General features: G+C 48.0%; 22 protein-coding genes. 20 read left to right on the plus strand and 2 right to left on the minus strand.

Translation table 11 applies throughout. The annotated features are described in order from the left end of the window. The first annotated feature begins 11 nt into the window (after positions 1-11). Positions 12-1,193 (plus strand): MFS transporter, encoded by a 1,182-nt coding sequence (locus tag AF331_RS02135; RefSeq protein ID WP_053426553.1) that lies wholly within the window; start codon positions 12-14, stop codon positions 1,191-1,193. A gap of 16 nt (positions 1,194-1,209) precedes the next feature. On the opposite strand, the gene AF331_RS02140 is transcribed toward AF331_RS02135, so the two are convergent. Next, positions 1,210-1,971, minus strand: coding sequence for a DUF1189 domain-containing protein (locus tag AF331_RS02140; protein WP_053426554.1), 762 nt, complete (start codon positions 1,969-1,971; stop codon positions 1,210-1,212). A 267-nt stretch (positions 1,972-2,238) separates the two neighbouring features. Between AF331_RS02140 and AF331_RS02145 the strand changes: the two genes are divergently transcribed. The 12 genes from AF331_RS02145 to AF331_RS02200 all read left to right on the plus strand — a co-directional run bounded on the left by AF331_RS02145 (position 2,239) and on the right by AF331_RS02200 (position 16,094). Further along, positions 2,239-3,867, plus strand: coding sequence for a Na/Pi cotransporter family protein (locus tag AF331_RS02145; protein WP_053426555.1), 1,629 nt, complete (start codon positions 2,239-2,241; stop codon positions 3,865-3,867). Positions 3,868-3,925: 58 nt separating this feature from the next. After that, positions 3,926-4,405, plus strand: a complete 480-nt coding sequence (locus AF331_RS02150; protein WP_053426556.1) for a DUF456 domain-containing protein — start codon at positions 3,926-3,928, stop codon at positions 4,403-4,405. 172 nt (positions 4,406-4,577) lie between these two features. Continuing rightward, positions 4,578-5,186 (plus strand): superoxide dismutase SodA, encoded by a 609-nt coding sequence (gene sodA, locus AF331_RS02155; RefSeq protein ID WP_053426557.1) that lies wholly within the window; start codon positions 4,578-4,580, stop codon positions 5,184-5,186. Between the two features lie 107 nt (positions 5,187-5,293). Next, positions 5,294-6,508 (plus strand): MFS transporter, encoded by a 1,215-nt coding sequence (locus AF331_RS02160; RefSeq protein WP_053426558.1) that lies wholly within the window; start codon positions 5,294-5,296, stop codon positions 6,506-6,508. A gap of 163 nt (positions 6,509-6,671) precedes the next feature. Further along, on the plus strand, positions 6,672-8,801 hold the full coding sequence (locus tag AF331_RS02165; RefSeq protein ID WP_053427745.1) for a peptidoglycan D,D-transpeptidase FtsI family protein: 2,130 nt from the start codon (positions 6,672-6,674) through the stop codon (positions 8,799-8,801). 334 nt (positions 8,802-9,135) lie between these two features. Further along, a complete protein-coding gene (locus tag AF331_RS02170; protein ID WP_053426559.1) occupies positions 9,136-10,032 on the plus strand; it encodes a phosphate ABC transporter substrate-binding protein in 897 nt (298 codons plus the stop codon). Positions 10,033-10,160: 128 nt separating this feature from the next. After that, positions 10,161-11,024 (plus strand): phosphate ABC transporter permease subunit PstC, encoded by an 864-nt coding sequence (pstC, locus tag AF331_RS02175; protein WP_412177708.1) that lies wholly within the window; start codon positions 10,161-10,163, stop codon positions 11,022-11,024. Next, complete coding sequence (pstA, locus tag AF331_RS02180; RefSeq protein WP_053426561.1) at positions 11,024-11,911, plus strand: phosphate ABC transporter permease PstA; 888 nt, start codon at positions 11,024-11,026, stop codon at positions 11,909-11,911. The genes pstC and pstA overlap by 1 nt, the downstream gene beginning before the upstream one ends. 17 nt (positions 11,912-11,928) lie before the next feature. Beyond that, entirely contained in the window at positions 11,929-12,735 is an 807-nt protein-coding gene (gene pstB / locus AF331_RS02185) for a phosphate ABC transporter ATP-binding protein PstB (RefSeq protein ID WP_053426562.1), read from the plus strand. Positions 12,736-12,780: 45 nt separating this feature from the next. Beyond that, positions 12,781-13,554 carry a phosphate ABC transporter ATP-binding protein PstB gene (gene pstB, locus AF331_RS02190; protein ID WP_053426563.1) on the plus strand — a complete coding sequence of 258 codons (774 nt, stop codon included), beginning with the start codon at positions 12,781-12,783 and terminating at the stop codon, positions 13,552-13,554. Positions 13,555-13,590: 36 nt separating this feature from the next. After that, positions 13,591-14,250: a phosphate signaling complex protein PhoU gene (gene phoU / locus AF331_RS02195; RefSeq protein WP_053426564.1), complete on the plus strand. Its 660-nt coding sequence runs from the start codon at positions 13,591-13,593 to the stop codon at positions 14,248-14,250. 149 nt (positions 14,251-14,399) lie between these two features. Next, positions 14,400-16,094: a methyl-accepting chemotaxis protein gene (locus AF331_RS02200; protein WP_160316476.1), complete on the plus strand. Its 1,695-nt coding sequence runs from the start codon at positions 14,400-14,402 to the stop codon at positions 16,092-16,094. A 44-nt stretch (positions 16,095-16,138) separates the two neighbouring features. On the opposite strand, the gene AF331_RS02205 is transcribed toward AF331_RS02200, so the two are convergent. Continuing rightward, positions 16,139-16,474, minus strand: coding sequence for a hypothetical protein (locus tag AF331_RS02205; protein ID WP_053426566.1), 336 nt, complete (start codon positions 16,472-16,474; stop codon positions 16,139-16,141). Between the two features lie 330 nt (positions 16,475-16,804). Here AF331_RS02205 and AF331_RS02210 point away from each other — a divergent pair, with 330 nt between their 5' ends. The 7 genes from AF331_RS02210 to AF331_RS02235 all read left to right on the plus strand — a co-directional run bounded on the left by AF331_RS02210 (position 16,805) and on the right by AF331_RS02235 (position 22,945). Then, on the plus strand, positions 16,805-17,488 hold the full coding sequence (locus AF331_RS02210) for a DUF4912 domain-containing protein (RefSeq protein WP_053426567.1): 684 nt from the start codon (positions 16,805-16,807) through the stop codon (positions 17,486-17,488). Beyond that, positions 17,485-19,686 (plus strand): glycosyltransferase family 4 protein, encoded by a 2,202-nt coding sequence (locus tag AF331_RS02215; RefSeq protein WP_053426568.1) that lies wholly within the window; start codon positions 17,485-17,487, stop codon positions 19,684-19,686. Before AF331_RS02210 ends, AF331_RS02215 begins: the two co-directional genes overlap by 4 nt. Next, complete coding sequence (locus tag AF331_RS02220; RefSeq protein ID WP_053426569.1) at positions 19,683-20,693, plus strand: nucleotidyltransferase family protein; 1,011 nt, start codon at positions 19,683-19,685, stop codon at positions 20,691-20,693. Before AF331_RS02215 ends, AF331_RS02220 begins: the two co-directional genes overlap by 4 nt. After that, positions 20,686-21,261, plus strand: coding sequence for a hypothetical protein (locus AF331_RS02225; protein ID WP_053426570.1), 576 nt, complete (start codon positions 20,686-20,688; stop codon positions 21,259-21,261). Before AF331_RS02220 ends, AF331_RS02225 begins: the two co-directional genes overlap by 8 nt. 57 nt (positions 21,262-21,318) lie before the next feature. Continuing rightward, positions 21,319-21,468 carry a 50S ribosomal protein L33 gene (gene rpmG, locus AF331_RS21685; protein ID WP_064091498.1) on the plus strand — a complete coding sequence of 50 codons (150 nt, stop codon included), beginning with the start codon at positions 21,319-21,321 and terminating at the stop codon, positions 21,466-21,468. 138 nt (positions 21,469-21,606) lie between these two features. Beyond that, on the plus strand, positions 21,607-22,170 hold the full coding sequence (locus AF331_RS02230; RefSeq protein ID WP_048006092.1) for a 5-formyltetrahydrofolate cyclo-ligase: 564 nt from the start codon (positions 21,607-21,609) through the stop codon (positions 22,168-22,170). Continuing rightward, a complete protein-coding gene (locus AF331_RS02235) occupies positions 22,160-22,945 on the plus strand; it encodes a DUF92 domain-containing protein (protein WP_053426571.1) in 786 nt (261 codons plus the stop codon). Before AF331_RS02230 ends, AF331_RS02235 begins: the two co-directional genes overlap by 11 nt. The last annotated feature ends 59 nt before the right edge of the window (positions 22,946-23,004 follow it).

Below are 23,004 nucleotides of genomic sequence, written 5' to 3' on the forward strand. Positions count from 1 at the left end.
AGTTTCTTATGATGAAAATGACACGTCTGGAGTTTGTCATCCTACTACTTCCACTATTGATGGTGCTTGGAAACTCCATGCTCATTCCCCTATTGCCTGATATTGAACAATCACTGGGCTTGGAGGGAGCGTGGAGTGGATTCATCTTAAGCGCCTTCACGATTCCTGCAGCCCTTGTCATTCCGGCGGTCGGAGTCCTTTCCGACCGTTTCGGCAGAAGCTTCATGGTGAAGTGGTCCCTTTATCTGATGATGCTGGGGAGTCTGATTTGTGTGATGAGTGGTGGGGGCTCAGGACTTCTATTCATGACTGGGCGTATGATCCAGGGGCTGGGTGCCGCGGGGACCACTCCTCTTGCCATGGCCCTCACAGGGGACCTGTTCAGCGGGGAGAAGCGGACGGGTGTTCTGGCTTCTCTTGAGGTATCCAACGGGGCCGGCAAGGTGCTTGCCCCCATACTCGGTGCCTCATTGGCATTTCTACTCCCTTGGAACCATATCTTCTGGGTCTATATCCTGGTAAGCTTCATCATCCTTGCAGGTATGCGAAAAGAGCTTTCAGTAGAGAAGAGAAGCTCCGGTTCCTTCCGAGGTTTCCGCTGTTACATGCAGGATGTTCAGTCAACATTGAAGCGGAACTGGAGGCTGTTGATTCCTCTTTATGCGATGGGCGGAACGGGCCTTTTTGTATTATTCGGCATCCTTTACTTCCTTTCCTACCATATTGAAAATATCTTTCATATCGATGGCTTCTTCAAAGGGTTTGCCTTTCTTTTTCCCTTGGGTGCCATGGTAGTGACGTCCTATTGGTGCGGGAAGCGACTGAAGGAAGGAAATGGAATCCTGTTCATGGGTACGGGGACGGTGCTCATGCTGGCGGCCTCCGGCGGATTGTTCTTATGGCATTCCTTGAGCGGCCTCATGTTTCTTCTGACAGTCTGTTTTGGTGGTCTAGGGCTCATACTGCCTGTCATCAACTCCGAAGTGACCGGGGCAGTGGGGGAGGAAGAGAGGGGACTCGTGGTCAGTTTGTACGGAACGAGCCGATTTGCAGGCGTCGCCCTTGGGCCGATTGCATATGGGAGGTGGAAGGAGGACGTTCTGAGTATGTACGGGTGGACGTTCGCCTTCATCGCCCTTTTGACACTGACGCATATGTATGTGATCCACTATAAAAAAAGGAACGCCCATTGATGGGCGCTCCAGATGGTCAAGCCTTCCGCTGAGGGATTTCTTTTACCGAAAGGTAGATGATGACGGTGATGACGAACCAATCGACGAACGGCGCAGCCGGAACCGGGGTCTTCAAGAGCTCCATGATTGCGAAGAACAAGGTCGAGAGCGTAGCGGCATACGCTGTGACGCGGAAGCCTTGGCGATAATTGACCCGTTTTTGCATGGCTGTTGCAAATGCCGTTGCGATGAGAGAAAAAATCAAGATCTTCAGGAACATCACAGCAGAACTGAACAGGTAGACGCTGACCATGGCCACTGGGAGGAAGATCCATTTCAGGTTATCCATCATCCTTACAGTGGATAGCGCCTTCTCCTTGGTGGTGTCTTCTGCACCGATTGTGGAGTAGCTCCATTCAACGCTACCCGACATATTGACCACGATGGAATCTTTCAGAAACGCGATGGATTTATCTTCATCCACATCGGCAGCCTCCGTATCGCCGGTACTATCGAATACGATGGTCATGTCTGATTTTTCTACGATGATGGGCTCCTTGGAATCGGATATGAGTTCTCCATCCTTGATGGTGAATGATGGAATGTTATGCTCCAGGGCATCCTCCACGTCATGGATGGCATCCGTAGAAAATGAAGTCAGCTCGATCACCTGAGGAATGACCGACAAGAAAGTCAGTAGGAATATGTATAAAATGGTTTTCCCGATTCCCTGAAAGCGGAATGCGGCTATATGTTTTGGGGAATGAATACTTTTTATCAGCTGTTTGAAAATATTCAAAACCTCAACTCCTTTCTCGGCATATCTCTTCTATTTTAATCGTATCCATCACTGCGTTACAAGTTGGAATCGGACAACTTTATGAACATTCCCTTGATGGGAGAAGAACAAAAGGTCTTTTTGTAATCAAAATGTAACAAAAGGGTCATATTATTAATCTATTGTAAATTCGGACCGTAAACTATTTACCTGTTCTTTAAAATAATTTATAAAGGTGATGGGGTTTTTGTAAATCAGTGTCGAAATTAACGCTTAGGGGTTGAAGGAATGGAATTGAATTGGCAAGAAATGTTGTTTCAGTTTATAGGAGGACTTGGGATCTTCCTATTCGGAATAAAATACATGGGGGACGGACTTCAAAAGTCCGCTGGGGACCGATTGAGGGAAATCCTTGATAAGTTCACGACGAACCCATTCATGGGCGTATTGGCAGGGATCTTTGTCACCGTCCTGATTCAATCGAGCAGTGGGACGACCGTCATTGTCGTCGGGCTGGTAAGCGCAGGCTTCATGACCCTCAGACAGGCCATTGGTGTTGTCATGGGGGCCAATATCGGAACCACGGTCACAGCCTTCATCATCGGAATTGACATCGGTGAGTATGCTTTACCGATCATTGCCCTGGGAGCCATCCTTCTGTTCTTCTTTAAAAACAAGAAAATCCAGAACATCGGTCAGATGGTATTCGGATTCGGAGGCCTATTCTACGGTCTCGAATTGATGAGTGGAGGAATGAAGCCGCTTCGTGAACTTCAATCATTCCATGATCTCACGGTCAGCCTGAGTGATAACCCGATCCTCGGTGTAGTCGTCGGAACGGTATTCACCTTGGTTGTTCAAAGTTCTTCTGCAACGATCGGGATTCTTCAGGAACTATACAGCTCTGATCTACTGGATCTCAAGGCTGCCCTTCCTGTCCTGTTCGGGGACAATATCGGTACGACCATCACGGCGGTCCTTGCAGCCCTTGGAGCCAGCGTCGCGGCGAGAAGGACAGCAGCCGTGCATGTGCTTTTCAACCTGATAGGGACGACAATCTTTTTGATCATTCTACCGTTATTCAACAAGGTGATCTTGTTCATGCAATCCACATTGAATCTGAACGAACCGATGACAATTGCATTCGCCCATGGTACTTTCAATATTACCAATACCATCATTCAGTTCCCGTTCATTGCGGCTCTTGCCTATATCGTGACGAAGCTGATCCCTGGTAAAGATGCAATCATTGATTATAACGCACAGCATCTCGACCCTGTCTTCATTCAGCAGTCACCGGCCATCGCCATCGGGCAGGCCAAAGAGGAAGTTTTGCGGATGGGCCAATTTGCCGTGAAGGGTCTTGAAGAAACGAACGAATTTCTGAAAACGACGAACTCCAAAAATGCTGAGACTGCGTATCAGATCGAGGGAGCCATCAATAATCTGGATAAGAAAATCACGGATTATCTCGTCGACCTTTCTTCCGCATCTTTATCAGAAGTGGAATCAGAGCGTCATTCGATTCTCATGGATACCGTCAGGGATATCGAGAGGATCGGGGACCATTTCGAAAACATCGTGGAACTTGTGGAATATCAGCAAGCCAATAAAGTGAAGATCTCAGAGGAAGCGATGAATGACCTTGAGGAAATGTTTGCCCTTACGATTTCCACTGTGAGCCAGTCCATGGAAGCGTTGGATGTAAATTCGTTGGACATGGCACGTGAGGTCATCGAGAAAGAGGACCGCATCGACAAGATGGAGCGCAAACTCAGGAAGCAACATATCCTTCGCATGAACGAAGGCAAATGTACGGGTCAGTCCGGTATCGTCTTCGTTGATATCATCAGCAATCTTGAGCGGATTGGTGATCATGCCGTCAATATCGCTGAAGCTGTGCTAGAATTAAAATAATGAAGAACTAAGGGGACCTCGTTTGAAGGTCCCCTTTCTAACGAATGGAGATGGATATATGGACGTGTTGTATTGGAGCTTGATCATTGTGGCCTTTGTTGTCGCGTTTGCCGGATTGATTTATCCGATCATACCCGGAGTGTTGATTTTGCTCATCGGTTACATTCTTTATGGGGTCTTCTTCTCATTTGAACCAATGAACTGGTTGTTCTGGACCATCCAGATCCTGTTCGTAATCCTTCTGTTCGGTGCCGACTATGTCACGAATCTCATCGGCGTCAAGAAGTTTGGTGGTTCGAAGGCAGGTGTATGGGGGAGTACGATCGGGCTCCTTGCCGGACCATTCGTCATCCCGGTCCTAGGGATCATCATCGGCCCGTTCATCGGGGCGATCCTCGGTGAGTGGCTCTTCAAGCGGACGTCATTCACACAGGCCGTGAAGGTGGGGGTCGGTTCTGTGATCGGTTTCATCTCAAGCGTGATCACAAAAGGTCTGATCCAGGCCGCCATGCTTGTCTATTTCTTCTGGGTGATCTGAACTTTCCACGGAAGCGGGGGATTAAGATAAGGAAGAACGGGTATTTTATAGAAGTATCGGTCACGGAGGTCCAAGCAAATCAGTTGAACCTGCTGTGGAGATTTGGTAATCTTAAACTGAAACAGGCCGGAACTAGAAGTCCGGACAAACTTACATAGGGAGGAATTTAATCATGGCTTACGAATTACCACAACTGCCTTACGCGTATGACGCATTGGAACCTCATATCGACAAGGAAACAATGAACATCCACCATACGAAGCACCATAACACATATGTAACAAAATTGAATGATGCCCTTCAAGGTCACGACGACCTTCTCAGCAAATCTGTCGAGGAGCTTGTAGCGAATCTTGATGCCGTTCCTGAAGGTGCACGTACTGCTGTGCGCAACAACGGTGGCGGTCATGCCAACCACTCTCTATTCTGGACGCTTCTTTCACCGAATGGCGGAGGCACTCCATCAGGCGAATTGGCTGATGCCATCACGTCTAAATTCGGTAGCTTCGACAAATTCAAAGAAGAATTCGCAGCTGCAGGTGCAGGTCGCTTCGGTTCAGGATGGGCTTGGCTTGTTGTGAACAACGGTGAATTGGAAGTAACCAGCACACCGAATCAGGACTCTCCTCTAATGGAAGGTAAAACGCCAATCCTTGGTCTTGATGTTTGGGAGCATGCTTACTACCTCAACTACCAAAACCGTCGTCCTGACTACATCTCAGCTTTCTGGAACGTAGTCAATTGGGATGAAGTGGCTAAGCTTTACAGCGCTGCTAAATAATTTTAGATGTCTAAAAGGGGGTTCCCATTACCGGGAACCCCCTTTTTTCCTGCATAACTTCCCTTCCTTATTCAAAGAATAGGTGTACATCAAAGGGGAGTTTTGCTATGAGCTATAAACGATTTTTAGGTGATATTGATTTAACGAAAGAATTGGCGCTGCTCTTATTGATCGGCGGCATGTACTCATTGAGCATCGCCTTGTCGAACACGTTCGTCAATATTTATCTGTGGAAGCAATCCGGTCGATTCGTCGACCTCGGGATCTACAATCTGACCGTCGTCATCCTGCAGCCTTTGACATTCATCCTGGCAGGAAGATGGGCCAAAAAGGTCGATCGGGTAATCGTTCTCCGGATTGGTGTCATTTTTCTTGCGCTTTTCTACATCTCGGTCCTATCGTTCGGGTCTTTGGCAGAACATTACCTTGTTGTCCTGGGGGCACTGCTCGGAATCGGATATGGTTTTTACTGGCTGGCCTTCAACGTGCTCACATTCGAGATCACGGAACCTGAGACCAGGGACTTTTTCAATGGATTCCTCGGAATCCTGACTTCTGCAGGCGGGATCATTGGACCGATGTTGGCAGGATTTATCATTTCCCGTTTCGAATCGTTCCAGGGTTATACCATCGTCTTCGGGATTTCCCTGTTCCTATTCGCCGTGGCCGTCGTGCTGAGCTTTTTCTTAAAAAGGAGACCGGCAGACGGACAGTATCTGTTCTGGAGGATTTTTCAGGAAAGGGGCAATAATCCGAACTGGCGGCGGATCACGAATGCCCATTTCTTTCAGGGGATCCGGGAAGGGACGTTCATATTTGCCATTTCCGTCTTTGTTTACATCAGTACAGGAAGTGAATTCGCACTGGGGACATTCGGCTTGGTCAACTCCGGCATCGCCTTCATCAGCTATTATATCGCCTCGAGGGTCATTAAAAAGGAATTCAGGAAAAAAGCGATATTGCTCGGCGGTATCCTTCTCTATCTCGCTGTTTTCTTGATCGTCTTTGACGTGACGTACACACGCCTCCTGATTTATGCTGGGTTGATCGCTATTGCTTACCCGATCCTGCTCGTCCCCTATATCTCCATGACTTATGACGTCATCGGTACCGGCTGGAAGGCGGCTGAAATGCGAATTGAGTACATCGTCGTCCGTGAGCTGTTCTTGAATGGAGGAAGGATCGTTTCAGTCCTTGCTTTCATCGCAGCTGTGACCCTATTCGACCACGACGTGAGTATCCCGATACTCCTATTGCTGCTTGGTGCCGGGCACAGTGTGATTTACTTTTTCATCCGGAAGATTCAATTCCAGCAGTCCTAGCCAATTTCCTCAAAGGGAGGGAAAATATCCCTCCCTATAGTTACAGCTAGAAACTCAGCCACTTTTTTTATACACTATACATAGATAGAATTTCTACATAGAGGAAGGGTTGGAAGGATTGAAAAGGAGTAAAAGGAAAAAGAAAACGCACGTCCCCATTCGGATGAATATGCTGTTTTTTGCTGTTTTTCTGTTGTTCTCCATGCTGGTGCTCCGGTTGGGCGTAGTCCAGATCGTGAATGGGGAAAGCTACAAGAGTGAAGTGGAACGGACCGAGGATGTGGTAGTGAATACCGGTGTTCCTCGTGGGAAGATTTATGATCGATATGGCAACGTCATCGTGGATAATGTCCCGTTGAATGCCATCACATATACCAGGACGAATACAACAACGACGGAAGAGATGATCGACGTCGCCACCAAGCTTTCAAAGTTTATTGACAAAGACCCGGAAAGTGTGACGGTCCGGGATAAAAAGGATTATTGGATCATCAAGAATAGCGACGAAGCAGAGAAATTGGTATCCGCTTCTGAAATCAAGAAGCTTCAGGCGGATGAAGAACTCTCTGAAGATGATGTGAATGCCAAGGTATACAAGATGAGGCTGGACCGCATCACCGAAGACAAACTTGAATCCCTATCCAAAAAGGATCTTGAGGTCATTGCCATCTACCGAGAGTTTGCCGGTGGCTACGCCTTGAATCCACAGATCGTGAAAAATGAAGACGTGACACCGGATGAGTTTGCCAAGGTGAGTGAGCACCTGAACGAACTGCCCGGAGTGAATACGACCACGGATTGGAAACGGTCCTATGTATTCGATGATACTCTAAGGACCATCCTTGGGAACGTATCCTCTGCGAGGGAAGGTCTTCCGAAAAATCTCGTCGATGCGTACCTTGCAGAAGGATACAATCGGAACGACCGGGTAGGGAAAAGCTATCTGGAACTTCAATATGAGGACCTGCTCCAAGGTCAAAAAGAGCAGATGAAGAACATTACGAAAAACGGAAGCATCATTGAATCCCTACTCGTCCAGGAAGGACAGCGTGGAAAGGATGTCGTCCTTACCATCGACATGGAGCTTCAGCGAGAAGTGGAAAAAATCATTGAAGATGAGCTTTCGAAACAAATACAGGATCGGGGTGCATCCCCGAACCTCGACCGTGCCTATGTGGTGATGATCAATCCGAATACAGGTGAGATCCTCTCCATGGCAGGAAAGCAATATATGAAGAATGAAGAGACGGGCAAGTATGAGATGAGGGATGCGGCACTCGGTACCTTCACCTCCTCCTACGAGGTCGGTTCCGTTGTGAAAGGGGCCACGGTCCTGACGGGTTATATGACTGGGAACCTGACACCGGGTGAAACCTTGATCGACGAACCGCTTAAGATTAAAGGTACGCCTCCGAAATCATCATGGTTCAACAAATATGGGCAGATGCCGATCACCGATTTGTTCGCATTGGAAAAGTCATCAAACTCCTATATGTGGAAAGTGGCCCTGCGGATTGCAGGGGGACGTTACGTACCGAATCAGCCGATCGTGAATAATCCTGAAGCATTCGATACCTTCCGCACGCATTTCGCCCAATTCGGTCTAGGTGTGCCGACTGGGATCGACCTTCCCGGTGAGTCTCCAGGTCTGAAAGGAACGGCTACCGATCCCGGGTTCCTGCTTGACTACGCCATCGGGCAGTTCGATACATACACGACCATGCAGCTCGCTCAGTATGTATCGACGATCGCCAATGACGGGTACAGGATTCAGCCCCATATGATGAAGGAAATCCGGGAGCCGACCAATGATAAGAAGAGTCTCGGTTCCGTCCTGTTTGAAGACGAGACGAAGGTATTGAACAGAATCGACGCCACACAAGATCAGATCGAACACGTACAAAAAGGGTTCTACCGCGTTTATCATAACCCTGATGGTACGGCCTATAATGAATTCAAGGACGCCCCGTACAATGCGGCAGGTAAATCAGGGACCGCCGAGACGTACGTGGACGGCAAGTTGAATTACAATACGACGATCATCGGCTACGCGCCGTTTGACAACCCTGAAGTGGCCTATGCAACCGTCGTCCCATCCTCCCACATCCAAGCTAGTGGGGTGAGCGATCCCTATACAAATAAAAAGATCGCCAAACGGGTCATGGATAAATATTTCGAGTTGAAGAAGGAACGAGCGAAGACTTCGGGTGATACAAACACCGTGGATAAAAAAGTTGAAAACGCAAAAGATGCGGAAAAGCAGCAGGAAAAAATAAGGGAAGAGAGCAACTGATCCCAAAAGGGGGGTGGAGAAATCCACCCCCTTTTTTCTATGCTTCTGGTCGGACAGAAAAGAAGCGAATGCAAGCAGAAGGATGGGAGACCCTACAAGGTAATAGGGACTATGCTATGGGGAGGAATGAGGTGATATTCCTAGGAAAAAATATCCTCCAGCGGGAATGTAGGAGAGCACTCTCTCTCCGAGCAAGTCAAGCTCGGATGCTTATAACATCAGGAACATACACGATTTACAAAAGCTTTACAATCGATTAAAACCCCATTAACACTTATCCCTTAATCTAATTCATGTAGGACAAAACAACCAATATTCTAGGGGGAATCAACGAATGAAGAACTTCAAGAAAGTAGGACTGCTTACAGTACTGGCAGCAGCTGTCACATTCTCGGCGGCGTGCGGAAATGGAAGCAGCACCGACGAAGGAAAAAGTGATGAAAAAGCATCAGGTTCCATCGTCATTTCAGGTTCTTCTGCCATGCAACCACTAGTTGCAGCAGCAGCTGAAGAATTCATGGCTGAAAATCCAGAAGCCGATATCCAAGTGAATGCCGGTGGATCTGGAACAGGACTATCCCAGGTAGCAGAAGGTTCAGTCCAAATCGGTAACTCCGATGTGTTCGCCGAAGAAAAAGAAGGAATTCCAGCCGACGAGCTAGTTGATCATAAAGTCGCTGTAGTTGGAATGACGGCTGCGGTGAATCCGAACGTTGGAGTCAAAGACATTTCCAAAGAAGACTTGAAGAAAGTATTCACGGGAGAAATCAAGAACTGGAAAGAGCTTGGCGGTAAAGATCAGAAGATCACCCTCGTCAACCGTCCTGATTCTTCAGGTACCCGTGCCACTTTTGTAAAATATGCACTTGATGGAGAAAACCCTGCTGAAGGAATCACAGAGGACTCCACAAATACTGTCAAGAAAATCATCAGTGAGACGGACGGAGCCATCGGTTACATGGCATTCTCTTACTTCACGGATGACAAGGTACAAGCACTTTCAGTAGATGGTGTAGAACCGACTGATGAAAACGTACAAAAAGGCGACTTCCCGATCTGGGCTTACGAGCATTCGTATACAAAGGGAGAGCCTGATGGTCTGGCAAAGACTTTCCTTGATTATATGATGAGCGATGATGTCCAAGGCGGTCTCGTCAAAGATCAAGGGTACATCTCCTCTGCCGACATGAAGATTGAGCGCGATGCAGAAGGGAAAGTCACCAAGAAGTAATGCATGAAACTGATAGGGTAAATGCATAGGCATTTACCCTATTATCTCGTAACTAGGGGTGTTTAACGATGATGTCAGAAAAGCAACTGCCGGCCTCCAAAAGGCTACTGAAGAATAACCGATCTTGGATGAACGGGGAATTCAAAGGAAAATTTCTTGTCACACTCAGTGCCGTCATCATGATTGTGGCGACCATCTCCATCACGATTTTCTTAACCACAAAAGGGTTGCAATCATTCATAAAAAATGGTGTAAGCCCCATTGAGTTCTTAACCAGTACAAAATGGAATCCCACAGGGGAAAACCCCTTATACGGTGCTTTTCCGTTCATATTTGGATCATTCGCTGTCACGATCTTGGCCGCCATTGTGGCTGCTCCACTCGGAATAGGTGCCGCCATCTTCATGACGGATATTGCCCCATCATGGGGGCGCAAGATCATGCAGCCGATCGTGGAACTTCTCGTCGGGATTCCTTCCGTCGTTTATGGATTTATAGGGCTTACAGTATTGGTCCCATTCATCAGGGGGACCTTCTCCGGCATGGGATTCTCATTATTGGCAGGGACCATCGTTCTTGCCGTCATGATCCTGCCGACCATTACGACCATCGCAACAGATGCCATGAGTTCACTGCCTAAAAACCTTCGTGAAGGTTCATATGCCCTCGGTGCGACGCGCTGGCAGACGATTAGGAAGGTCTTGATCCCTGCTGCGCTGCCGACGCTTTTAACGGCGGTGGTACTCGGTATGGCCAGGGCGTTCGGTGAAGCTCTTGCCGTGCAGATGGTCATCGGTAATACACGTGATCTGCCATCCAGCCTTCTGGATGCCTCTGCGACATTGACGACGATCATTACGCTGAATATGGGACATACCACTTACGGAAGCGTAGAGAACAATACGCTATGGTCCATGGGATTAATCCTACTGATCATGTCCTTCCTATTTATCCTATTGATCCGTTATCTCTCTTCAAGGAGGAAAATCTAATGAACAGCAAACAAGCAGATAAACTGGCAACCGGCGTATTCGTCGGAATTGCAGCACTCATCATTGCCCTGCTGGTTGCCCTATTCGCCTATATCCTTGCCAAGGGTGTCCCGTATATCACATGGGACTTCCTCACGACGCCATCAAGCACAGTACGTGAAGGGAGCGGGATCCGCGACCAGCTATTCAATTCCGTTTACATCCTGTTCATCACGATGTTGATCACCGTCCCCCTCGGAGTAGGCGGCGGGATCTACATGGCTGAATATGCAAAACCGGGTAAAATCACCAATACCATCCGTTCATGTATAGAAGTACTTGCATCGCTCCCATCCATCGTCATCGGGATGTTCGGTCTATTGGTATTCGTAAACATCACCGGATGGGGGTACACCATCATCGGAGGTGCCCTGGCCCTCACCGTTTTCAACCTGCCTGTAATGGTTAGGGTGAGTGAAGATGCCATCCGTGGCGTTCCGCGTGAACTGAAAGAAGCAAGCCTGGCACTCGGTATCACGAACTGGCATACGATCAAGACCGTCATGATACCGGGTGCGTTCCCATCGATCCTGACGGGTGCCATCCTGGCATCGGGACGCGTATTCGGTGAAGCGGCAGCCCTGTTATTTACAGCCGGATTGTCGACTCCGCGACTGAATTATGGAGACTTGAATCCACTGTCGCCGACTTCGCCCCTGAATGTTTTCAGGCCGGCTGAAACACTCGCCGTCCATATCTGGTCCATCAATACACAGGGAATCATTCCTGACGTAGCAGAGAAAGCAGCAGGCGCATCGGCAGTCCTGATCATTGTCGTTCTGATCTTCAATCTCGGCGCAAGGATCCTTGGAAGCTATATTCATAAAAAAATTACGGCGACTAAATAAGTGAAGGTGGGAATGATATGACGATTGAAATGCAAGCTAGACCCGTTGAAAAAACCTTCAATCCTGGAAATGATACGATTTTGGACGTTCAAAATCTTGACTTTTTCTACGGTGACAACCATGCCGTCAAGGACATCAACATGAAAATCGAGAAGAATGCTGTCACGGCACTGATTGGACCTTCTGGATGCGGGAAATCGACTTTTCTGCGCACCATCAACAGAATGAACGATCTTGTCCCGATTGCAAGGGCGGAAGGTAAAATCATGTATGAAGATGTCAACCTGCTTGATAAGAATATTGACGTCGTAGCCCTTCGCAAAGAAATCGGTATGGTATTCCAGAAGCCGAACCCATTCAACAAATCAATCTATGAAAACATTACCCACGGCCTGACTTTCTCTGGCATCAAGAAGAAGGCTGTACTGGAGGAAATTGTAGAGGAAAGCCTGACAAAGGCCGCTCTCTGGGATGAAGTAAAGGACCGACTTCATACATCGGCACACGCTCTTTCGGGAGGACAGCAGCAACGTCTCTGTATCGCGAGGACCATCGCCATGAAGCCGACGGTCATGCTTTTAGATGAACCATGCTCTGCCCTTGATCCAATCTCAAACGCCAAGATCGAAGAATTGATTGCCGACTTGAAGAAGGATTATTCCATCGTAATCGTCACCCATAACATGGGGCAGGCGTCACGTGTGTCGGACAAAACAGCTTTCTTCTACAATGGAGACCTGATCGAATTCGATCAAACCGAGAAGATTTTCACCAATCCTTCAGAGAAAAGGACGGAAGAATACATTTCCGGTCGTTTCAGTTAAGGGACGAGAGATTCAAAAGAATTAAACTGGATGGAGGGGTTTCATATGGCTTTAGCAACAGCTGCCAAGACGGCATTTGACATCAACGATCTCAACCTGTGGTACGGGAAGAATCACGCACTGAAAAATATCACCTTCCCTATTTATGATCAAGATGTAACAGCGATCATCGGACCGTCGGGGTGCGGAAAATCGACGTTCATCAAAACGTTGAATCTGATGAATCAGTCGGTCCCGGGCATCAAGATGTCAGGGGAGATCAATTATGACGGTGTGAACATCCTGTCAGACAAAGTCGACCTTGTCGACCTTCGCAAAAAGGTGGGGATGGTCTTCCAGAAAGGGAATCCATTTCCTCAAAGCATTTATAATAACATCACTTTCGGCCCTAAGGTCCACGGTGTGAAAAAGAAGGCGGAGCTTGATGAAATTGTGGAAACGACGTTGAAAAATGTTGCACTCTGGGATGAAGTAAAGGACCGGTTGGATGCTCCGGCCATGGGGCTATCGGGGGGGCAACAGCAAAGGCTCTGCATCGCAAGGGCGCTTGCGACAAAACCAGAAATCCTGCTCATGGATGAACCGACGTCGGCCCTTGATCCGATTTCAACGGTCAAGATCGAGGAGCTCATATCCGAACTCAAGAAGAAATACACCATTGTCATTGTCACCCACAACATGCAGCAGGCTGCCAGGGTGTCTGATAAAACGGCTTTCTTCCTTCTTGGAGATCTTATTGAACTAGATGAGACGGATAAGATATTCTCCAATCCTGAAGACAAGCGAACAGAGGATTATGTTTCAGGACGATTTGGGTAAGCGTGACATCAATCTGACTAAAGGGGTGTTCCATAGATGGTAAGCAGAAGTAATTTTGATTTGAACCTCAAGGAATTGAAGGATAAATTATTCGCCATGGCTGCTGAGGCAAGCCAGTCCCTCCATGCGTCAATCGAGGCATTGAAAACGCAGGATATCGAGAAGGCCAAGGAAATCATCGCGCACGATAAAGAAATCAACCGCATGGATAACAACATCAATCAGCAAGCCATCCTGTTGATTGCAAAAGAATCTCCGGTGGCAACTGATTTGAGGAAGATCATCTCTGCACTGAGGATTTCTTCTGAGATTGAACGTATCGGTGATTTGGCCACGAATATTGCCAAATCGACGCTCCATATCGGTGATCAAAAATTGATCAAACCGATAGAGGAAATTCCGAAGATGCTCGGAATCGCCGAAGAAATGCTGGAAGGGGCGCTTGAAGCGTTCAGGGAAGAAGATGCAGCATTGGCAAAGAAAGTAGCTGATCGCGATGATGAGGTAGATGAGATGTATGGCAAGCTTGTAACCGAGCTCATGACCTATATTCCGAACTACCCAAATGAAATCAGCCAGATCACGCAGCTTGCCTTCACCTGCCGGTATATCGAAAGGGTGGGAGACCACGTAACGAATATTTGTGAAAATGTCATTTTCCTCGTGACCGGGGAGCGTTTTGATCTCAATAATTGATTGGACATCCGGACTGAAAGGTCTGGATTTTTTATTTGTAAAGCAAGCGTTAAGATGCCGTTAAGTTTGCTTCAAGTCTATAGCGTTTGTGGGATATTTGACCCATAGTGGAAGGAGGAACCAGAAAAGAAGGAGGACAAATGACCGTAATGAAAGCCAAACACTCAATCATGCACAAACTTCTCTTCACCATGTTGACCAACTCACTGTTATTTCTGCTGTGTGTGGGGGTCTGCCTTGTGACCATTTATAAAATCCATTCAGACCTTCTTGTTGTAAAAGAGAAAGGGCAACGTTCTGTCGGAGTGACGGATCTTTCCAGGATGGTGAACGAGAAAGATATACGGATTGCGGATTATATTACCTTTATGAAGGAAGAAGACCTCAAGGAATATCGCAGGTTACGGAATCAACTCCAAACGCAAACTGCGGAGTGGACACTGTTATCATCTAACGAAGAGACCAAAAAAACCATGGAAACGTTCATCAAGAATAATAAGGCGATCGATGAGATGTTTTCAAAAGAAATCGCCCCGGCCGTCGTCAGGCTGGATGAGGACATTTATACTGCCGCTAGAGAAAAGATATCAGGGCTGAGGCAAGAAAACAATCGGATTCTTGAAACATTGAGAAAGCAAACCTCCAGTGAACAAGCAGTGATCGTAAAAAAGGCTGAGCGCTTCATTACACTTAGTCAGACACTGACAGTGGGGATGATCATCTTCACAACCATATTGAGCTATTGGATTATACATAGGACTGGTACGAGAATGAAACGTGACATAGACGAATTATTGGATATCACCCAATCGGTGGCAGCAGGCAATCTTACGAAAAATGTCCCTTCTACTAATGGCAAAGATGAAATTCATCTTCTCGGTGAATCAATCAGCAAGATGGTACAGGAACTGAAAGGACTTGTACAGGGAATCGAGCGGGGAGCGGGGAATGTCCAGGGGAATAGCAAAAAGATGGTAGATCTGGCCGATAGCATCAAGGAATCAAGCATGGGGGTATCGACCTCCATGCAAGGGCTAACGGCTGGATCAACCCAACAAGCGGCTTCCACAACCGACCTTTCCGGTCATTACCGAACATTCAGCAACAGAATGGGACTGGTGGCAGAAGAATTCAATGCACTGAAGACTCTATCTCGATCGATTCAAACGATAACCGGTCAGTCGGGTCTCTCCATGATAAAAAATGCGGAACAGATGGAGAAAGTATATGTAAAAATAGGAGAGACAACAAACCTGATGGAGGAACTACAGGTACGGATGGATTCAATCAGCCGTCTCACCCAATTTATAAAGGAAGTAGCCGCCCGTACGGACATTCTCTCCTTAAATGCATCCATAGAAGCGGCGAGGGTGGGAGAGTCAGGACGGGGGTTCCAGGTCGTTGCCGGGGAAATACGTCAGCTCTCCCATCACATACATGAATCATTGGCAGAAATGGATAGAGATATTAAAGGCGTCCGACACATCACACAACATGTGTCGGCAAGTCTTGATGCAGGGTTTGAAGAAGTGAGCATCGCAAAGACACTGACAGAGCAGGTTGGCCGAGATGCTGAGAAGGTAACGGCCCTTGTGACGGGTATGGGAGAGGGGATAGGGGGAATTTCTGCGGGAATGACACGGTTGAATGAATACAAGGATGAAATGTCCCTTTCCGTTTCCATGCTTTCAGAACTCTGCCATACATTCGATGAAGGGGCAAGAGACACTCATTCGTCCATACAGGTGCAGCATAATCTGATTGACACCATGTATGATCAATCGGATCGGGTGAACGAAGAGGTGCTGATCCTCCAGCGGTTAGTGGATCGATTTCAGATGTAATCCGAAAGGGGAGACCGGACGTTGGTCCGGCCTCCCCTTAATAATCAGGAAATCCCTTGAATGATGGAACGGACATCTTCTTTGGACAGATCGGATAGAGACCCGATTTTCTCGGGAGGCACGCCCTGCTTATGAAGGGATATGACCTGGTTCCGAATGATTTCATTAATGGCTTTTTTAGGACTCGGTAATGGGCTTCCCATCATGAGCTCTTCTTCCAGCACTTTGATTCTTTTTTTCAATTTTAATTGCTCTTGATACATATTGATGGAAAGTTCTTCGACACTCTTTTCGACAGCGATCAAAGGATCTTTTTGAAGGAAGGAAGAGAGGAAGAGAAGAATGGATACACCCCATATTCCCAGCAGAACATACAACATTTTCATCACCTCTTATGCGTAACTCTCTCTATTTATAGCATAGTTTTCTTCCTAACTCTATCATCATTTGGTTCTATTTGTAGAAATCCCCAATATTATGTCAAGAAAACGATTCGAGGGAAAGAGAACCAGTACAGAAACCAACCGATTTAATGATTTTTCAATAAATTTTCGTGGGGGAGATGCTACTGTGACTGAAACGGCTAGGATACGACAAAATGCGTTTATTGTAGGAATTTGAGTTGAGTGGTACGATATTTCTATACAATTGTCATAATATTTCGATACGTTCATACAGAAGTGAATCGTCTTTCTTGAGGAGGGAAATATATGCTGGAAGAAATCATCAGATTGAGGGAGCAGGGAGTTTCATTCAGGAAAATAGCCAAGGAACTTGATATGACCGTAGGAAAAGTACAGTATCAATGGGTGAAATATCAAAAGACCGTCACGGTTGGACAGCCAGAAGCAGGTTTGGACAAGAGCAGCGCCACTCCCAAAAGGGTAGGCAGGGTGAGGGCGAAGAAACAGCGCCCTGTATTGAAATCCCATCCTTCCACAGAATTGATCATGACGTTCTCAAGCTTTACCCGGATTTATTGTTACTGGATGATACCGGAAAACTGGCTCAGGCATACAAGTGAACAATTATCAGTGTCAGGGGAGGATCATCCTTTCGTACTAAGGTTATATGATGTGACGTCCATTGCATTTGACGGTCATAACCAGCACTCTCACATGGATACATATGTACCGGCCAAAGAAAATGGGTGGTTTGTGTCGGGCCTCAGGGAGAACAGGAGCTACTGTATGGATATCGGCTGGAAGCTTGAAGACGGAACATTCCTTGCATTCACACGATCCAATGTGATCCATACGCCAAGGACAGAAGAAACCCAGGAACATCATCGCCTGCAGGACCTGCACGATTTTGAAGCCGGCAGGATCCGCACGCCGAACTGGGTTGAACACGTGAGCACCTATTCATACTACGTGAAGGAGGTCAAGTCATGAACCAGATCACCTATCCAGCATTCAATGAGTCCATCCTATCGGGCTGGAACACCCCTCAAGGGAGGGAGGGATGCATCACCTCGATCCTGATGGAAACGGGAGCTCTTCTGTCATCAAAACATCGCAATCTCGTCGTCGTGAACCCCTTGGTCTTCCCGATCTGTTCAAGTGATGACTTCCAGGCAGAAGCCGACAGCCTGATCCAAAAAAAGCTTCTTGAACAAGGAGAAAGCGGGAAATGGCAGCAGATCTTCACGATGTGGAGCATGTATGATGGAAATCTTATCAACGTATGGCGGGAACTTGTAATGGAGGACGGACTGACTGTGGTCCCGACTACGGTCAATCCCCTGCCCCTTACACATTACAGGACATCCATGGCAATCGATCTCCAGATTCGATTGAGTGTCAGCTTGATGAAGCGATACCTCGACCATCAAGCCACCTGGTTCTGGATGCCTCAGGCTGCATATATTCCCGGTATAGATACGTACCTGATCAAAAACCATATCCACACCTCCCTCATCTCAGGCCGTTCATTTGATCATAGTGAAAAAGAAGGATCGGGGGATATGCTCCGGACCCCGCGTGGATTGCATCTCATTCCTGTGGATGAAGGGGATGGTTCCCTGGAAATGAGACAGATACCGTCCTATTATGAATCATCGGAATCTGTCCTTGCGAGGGTGGAGTTCGGTTACAATGGGTCGGAGCGGAATGAGCAGATTCTATCCGACGAGGCCATCAGGCAGCTGCCGCTCCTGCATCGAATGGAAGCCACCATCGAAGCTCACTTGCGTGGGTATGGTGAAGATCTTAATCTTATCCATCTTGTGAGAGAGTGGATGGCTGCCATCGACAGAGTGATGCAGGGGAGGGATGCCGAACCTGATCAGTTTGAGATGTGCCGACGTTTCATTGAAACCCAAGTGGAAAAGCACTCATTCTTCAAGCAACGAGAGATCCTCATCCCGTATCCACGCGTAGAAGATATTTCAGGTACACTGCTTGTGGAAGGAGGCAAGGAGGAGAAACAGGGCTCTGTCCTGATCCTTTCCTGGGAGTACCCGCCCAATGTGGTAGGCGGGCTTTCAAGACATGTGCATGATCTTGCCACCACTTTTGCCAAAAAGGGGAGGGGCGTCCACGTATTGACAGCCCGCACTCCGGGAATGCTTCCATATGAAAAAGTCGACGGAGTGGAGATCCACCGGGTCCATCCTCTCCATCCTTATGAAGATGATTTCTTCAAGTGGGTCATCGATTTGAATCATGCTTTCATCCGCTATGCCGGGGAATTGATGACGCACGAACATATCACCCTCCTCCACGCTCACGATTGGATCGTCGGAACGGCTGCACGCCATCTCAAATCGACCAGGGACCTCCCGCTGATCACAACCATCCATGCGACGGAACACGGGAGAAATCACGGAATCCATACTGATCTTCAGCGGAAAATCCATGAAGAAGAAGAGAGGCTGACCAGGGATTCCGATCATGTGATCGTATGCAGTGATCACATGAAGGAGGAAGTGAAAAATCTCTTTCCGGCGGCGGAGGCGTGCGCGGTCATACCGAATGGAGTCGATCTCGATCATGGGTCTGAACCGGAAACATCCAACGACGATGGCTACTTCTTTGCAATTGGCAGGATGGTCAGCGAGAAGGGGTTTGAAACGATCATCCATACAGCTGCCAGGATGAAGGAGGAAGAGCGAGATTTCTCCGTGGTGATTGCAGGCAAGGGCCCACTTCTCGATGATTACAGGATTCGCGTAGGGGAAGCCGGACTGTCGGGAATGATCAACTTCGTCGGTTTCATATCGGATGAAGAACGAAACCGCTACTTGAGAGGGTGCCGGGCCGTGCTTTTCCCTAGTCTCTATGAGCCTTTTGGGATCGTAGCCCTTGAGGCCATGGCGCATAAGAAAATGGTCATTGCCTCGAACACAGGAGGATTGAAAACAATTGTGAAGCATGAACAGACCGGGCTTTTATTCCAGCCGGAGGATGCTGATGATCTGTATGGTCAGGTCCTGCGGGTCATGGAAAACCGTCAACAGGCCGAGGAGTGGGGGCGAAACGGTCATAAGCTGGCAGAAAGCATGTTCAGCTGGGAACGAATTGCTGAATTGACCTGGCAGATTTATGAGGATGTGAGATTGGAAGCGAAAGTGGCAGGTGGTGCGCAATGAAGGCGGTCATTCTTGCAGGTGGGGAAGGGCGAAGACTGCGCCCATATACCCTTACGGTACCAAAACCGATGGTGCCGATCCTGAATAAGCCGCTACTGGAGTACACAATCGATCTCTTGAAGTCTCAAGGAATAAGGGATATCGTGATCACCACCTGCTACAAAGCGGATACGATCCGCTCCCACTTCAAAGATGGGCGCAGACACGGTGTAAGCATATCGTACCTGGAGGAACCGTTCCCCCTTGGGACTGCGGGAGGTCTCTTCCGTGCCCGGGTGCGGTTCAAGGAACCCATCCTGGTCATGAGCGGTGATGCTTTCACTGACCTCAAGCTTCAGGATGTCATCTCGTATCATTTCCGGAAAAAGGCCCGCATGACCCTGGTCACCAAGGAGGTCAGCAATCCAGCCGGTTACGGGGTGTGCCACACGGACAGCATGGGAAGACTGATTGAATTCAGGGAAAAACCTGAAAACTGGATCGGTGATGAAGTCAATACCGGCATCTATGTCTTGGATCCGATCCTCCTGGATGAGTATCACCGGGAAGGACAGGTGGACTTCAGCAAGGATTTGATTCCGGAGCTCCTTGCTTCCGATGAGAGGGTGTTTGCTTACAGAACGAACGCATACTGGCGGGATATCGGAAGTCCCGATCAATATAAGCATGCCAGGGAAGATGTTATGGCAGGGACGATCGCCGCCCCTTTTCTCAGTGACCTGTCCATGAAAGGAGAGCCGTTCATGACCAAAATACGCGTTTCCTGTCCCAAAAAGAAAAAACCGATCGTGTTCGCAAAATTGATGGAAACGGTCCCTTCTTTTTGGAGCAGTGGGGAAGTGGTATTCAGGGATCAGGGCGGGGGCAGGACCAAAATCATTAATGACCCGGAACGAGGATTCATCATTTACTCAAAAGCCCAGCGAAAACAACAATCGAAGAAACTGGCCGAATACTATGGAGAGAAAATAAAAAATATGGCTAAAGGTGTCGAAGCATATGAATGAGTATAATCGGACATTTCATATACAGGGGATCGCATGGGACTCCGGAAAGAACCGTACCCTTGACAGGGGAAAGGAATGTGTCGTGAATGGGATCGGTGTGTCGGTGGAAGGGAATGGCGAGGAATGGGGAGAATCCCTTTCGTTCCGCCTCCAGAATACAACGGATAAGTCCAGGAAGCTGAAGGTGTTTTTCTTGGTGGAATGGCTCTCCTGCAAAGAAGATACTATTGGTATCGTATCCTTCGGAAAGGACATCTTTTGGAATTATGGCGGGAGGAATCTCGCTGCGACGAATATCGTATCATCAGCGGATTCCGTGAAAAAGACCATCTATCCCTTGAATTTGAAGGGTCTGCAATTATGGAGGAAATCCCTGAAGGAAGGCAGTTTGTACTACTACCCCATCACCAACGGCCAGAATATGATGGTCTACATGCTGGACTTTTCCATGGACCCATTCGAACGGAAGAATGGGAGTGTTTATGGAATCGAAGGAGCCTTGAAGGAAGAGGTAATAAATTTGGATGAGAGAATGAAAAACAGACTAGCATTTCCCTCAGAAAAGTGATATTATAGAAAAGTCGTATGATGAGAAGAACATGTTAATGTTTGGAGGGAAATTATAATGCGTGTAAACATTACTTTAGCTTGCACAGAAACTGGTGAGCGTAACTATATTACAACGAAGAACAAGCGTAACAATCCAGACCGTCTTGAGCTAAAAAAATACTGCCCGAAATTGAAGCGTGTTACATTGCACCGTGAAACAAAATAATGTAAGGAAAGAGACCGGATCCCAAAAGGATGCGGTCTCTTTTTTTACCTGAACCAATGGGTACCTTGCATGAGACGGGTGTTCTTCACAACAAGATTCTATATAATGAAGGTACAACATACAGGAAGGAGTGGGACCATGAAGCAAATCATGAGGGAAAGGCAGCTTGAGAAGCTTGCGAACATCCCATTCGCCACGGGGAAACAAAAAGGGTATAGGATCGAACAGAACCTGTTTACTTCCGGCGATTGGACCGGCAGCAGGGTGATTGCCGTCACCGTATCCAAACCACCGGAGATCGATACATGGGGGATCGTGAAACGGGGATGGGAAGAAGGAAAGATCATGGTCGTGCCAAGGTGCCTGCCTAAGACGAGGGGGATGGATTTCTATGCCCTGAACGACTTCGGAGAACTTGAACAAGTCTATTACGGACTCTACGAACCGAGGACGAAAGAGGCTGAACCGATTGCTTTGGATGAGATCGACCTGATGATCGTTCCGGGACTTGCCTTCACTACCGATGGATATCGCCTCGGTTTTGGCGGGGGCTATTACGACCGGATCCTGACGGGATACAAAGGGACGACCATCTCACTGGCAGCAGACGAACAGCTGGTTGCGGAAGTCCCGGTTGAGTCATTTGATCTCCCTGTCCAAAAGATCGTCACAGAATCCGGGATCATCCACTGTGGGGATTGAATTCATCCTATCATTCATAGGGATCGTGGCTGGAGCAGCGGCAGGCTGGAAGTTGAAATTCCTGACCGCCTCAGGTGCCGGGATGGCCTTCTTGGTTGGTTCCTTGATTGTACTCGGTAGCAACATTCAAGGCCTGATGCTCTTATTCCTCTTCTTCATCACTTCTTCTTTGTTTTCTGCTTTTAGAAAAGAAGAAAAGGCGGGTGTAGAAGAAAAACTGGCCAAGTCGTCAACCCGGGATTGGGAGCAGGTTGCGGCAAACGGTGGGGTCCCGGCACTATTTGCCATCCTGGCCCTCTGGACGGGTGATGCTATGTGGATCTTGGGATTTGCTGCATCCATCGCCGCTGCCAATTCCGATACGTGGGCTTCTGAAATCGGACCCCTGTCGAAAGAGACGCCCCGTCACTTCCTCACCTTATCGAAGGTGGAGAGGGGAACCTCAGGCGGTGTTTCCATCATCGGTACCGGTGCATCAGCCGGGGGTGCCTTGTTGATCGGTGGAGCTTCTCTCCTCCTCTTTCCTGGCATCTCCATTGGGGAAGCGGCAGTGATTGTAGCCGCAGGCTTTTTGGGTAGTGTTTTTGACACGGTGATCGGAGGGACGATCCAATCCCGCTCGGTGTGCCCTGAATGCGGCCTGGAAACGGAAGCTCGGGCACATTGCGGCAGCGCTACGGTACATACAGGGGGAATACCCTGGATGACCAATGAAATGGTGAATTTCCTTTCCTGTCTCCTTGCCGGCATGCTACCGGTGTTATTTTTCTGGTGAAAATGAAAAGTTCTGGCATAAGTTCAACCGTATTCATCCAAACTATCATCAGGAGGGAT

The sequence above is a fragment of the Rossellomorea marisflavi genome, from assembly GCF_001274775.1.
Lineage (GTDB): Bacteria > Bacillota > Bacilli > Bacillales > Bacillaceae_B > Rossellomorea > Rossellomorea marisflavi.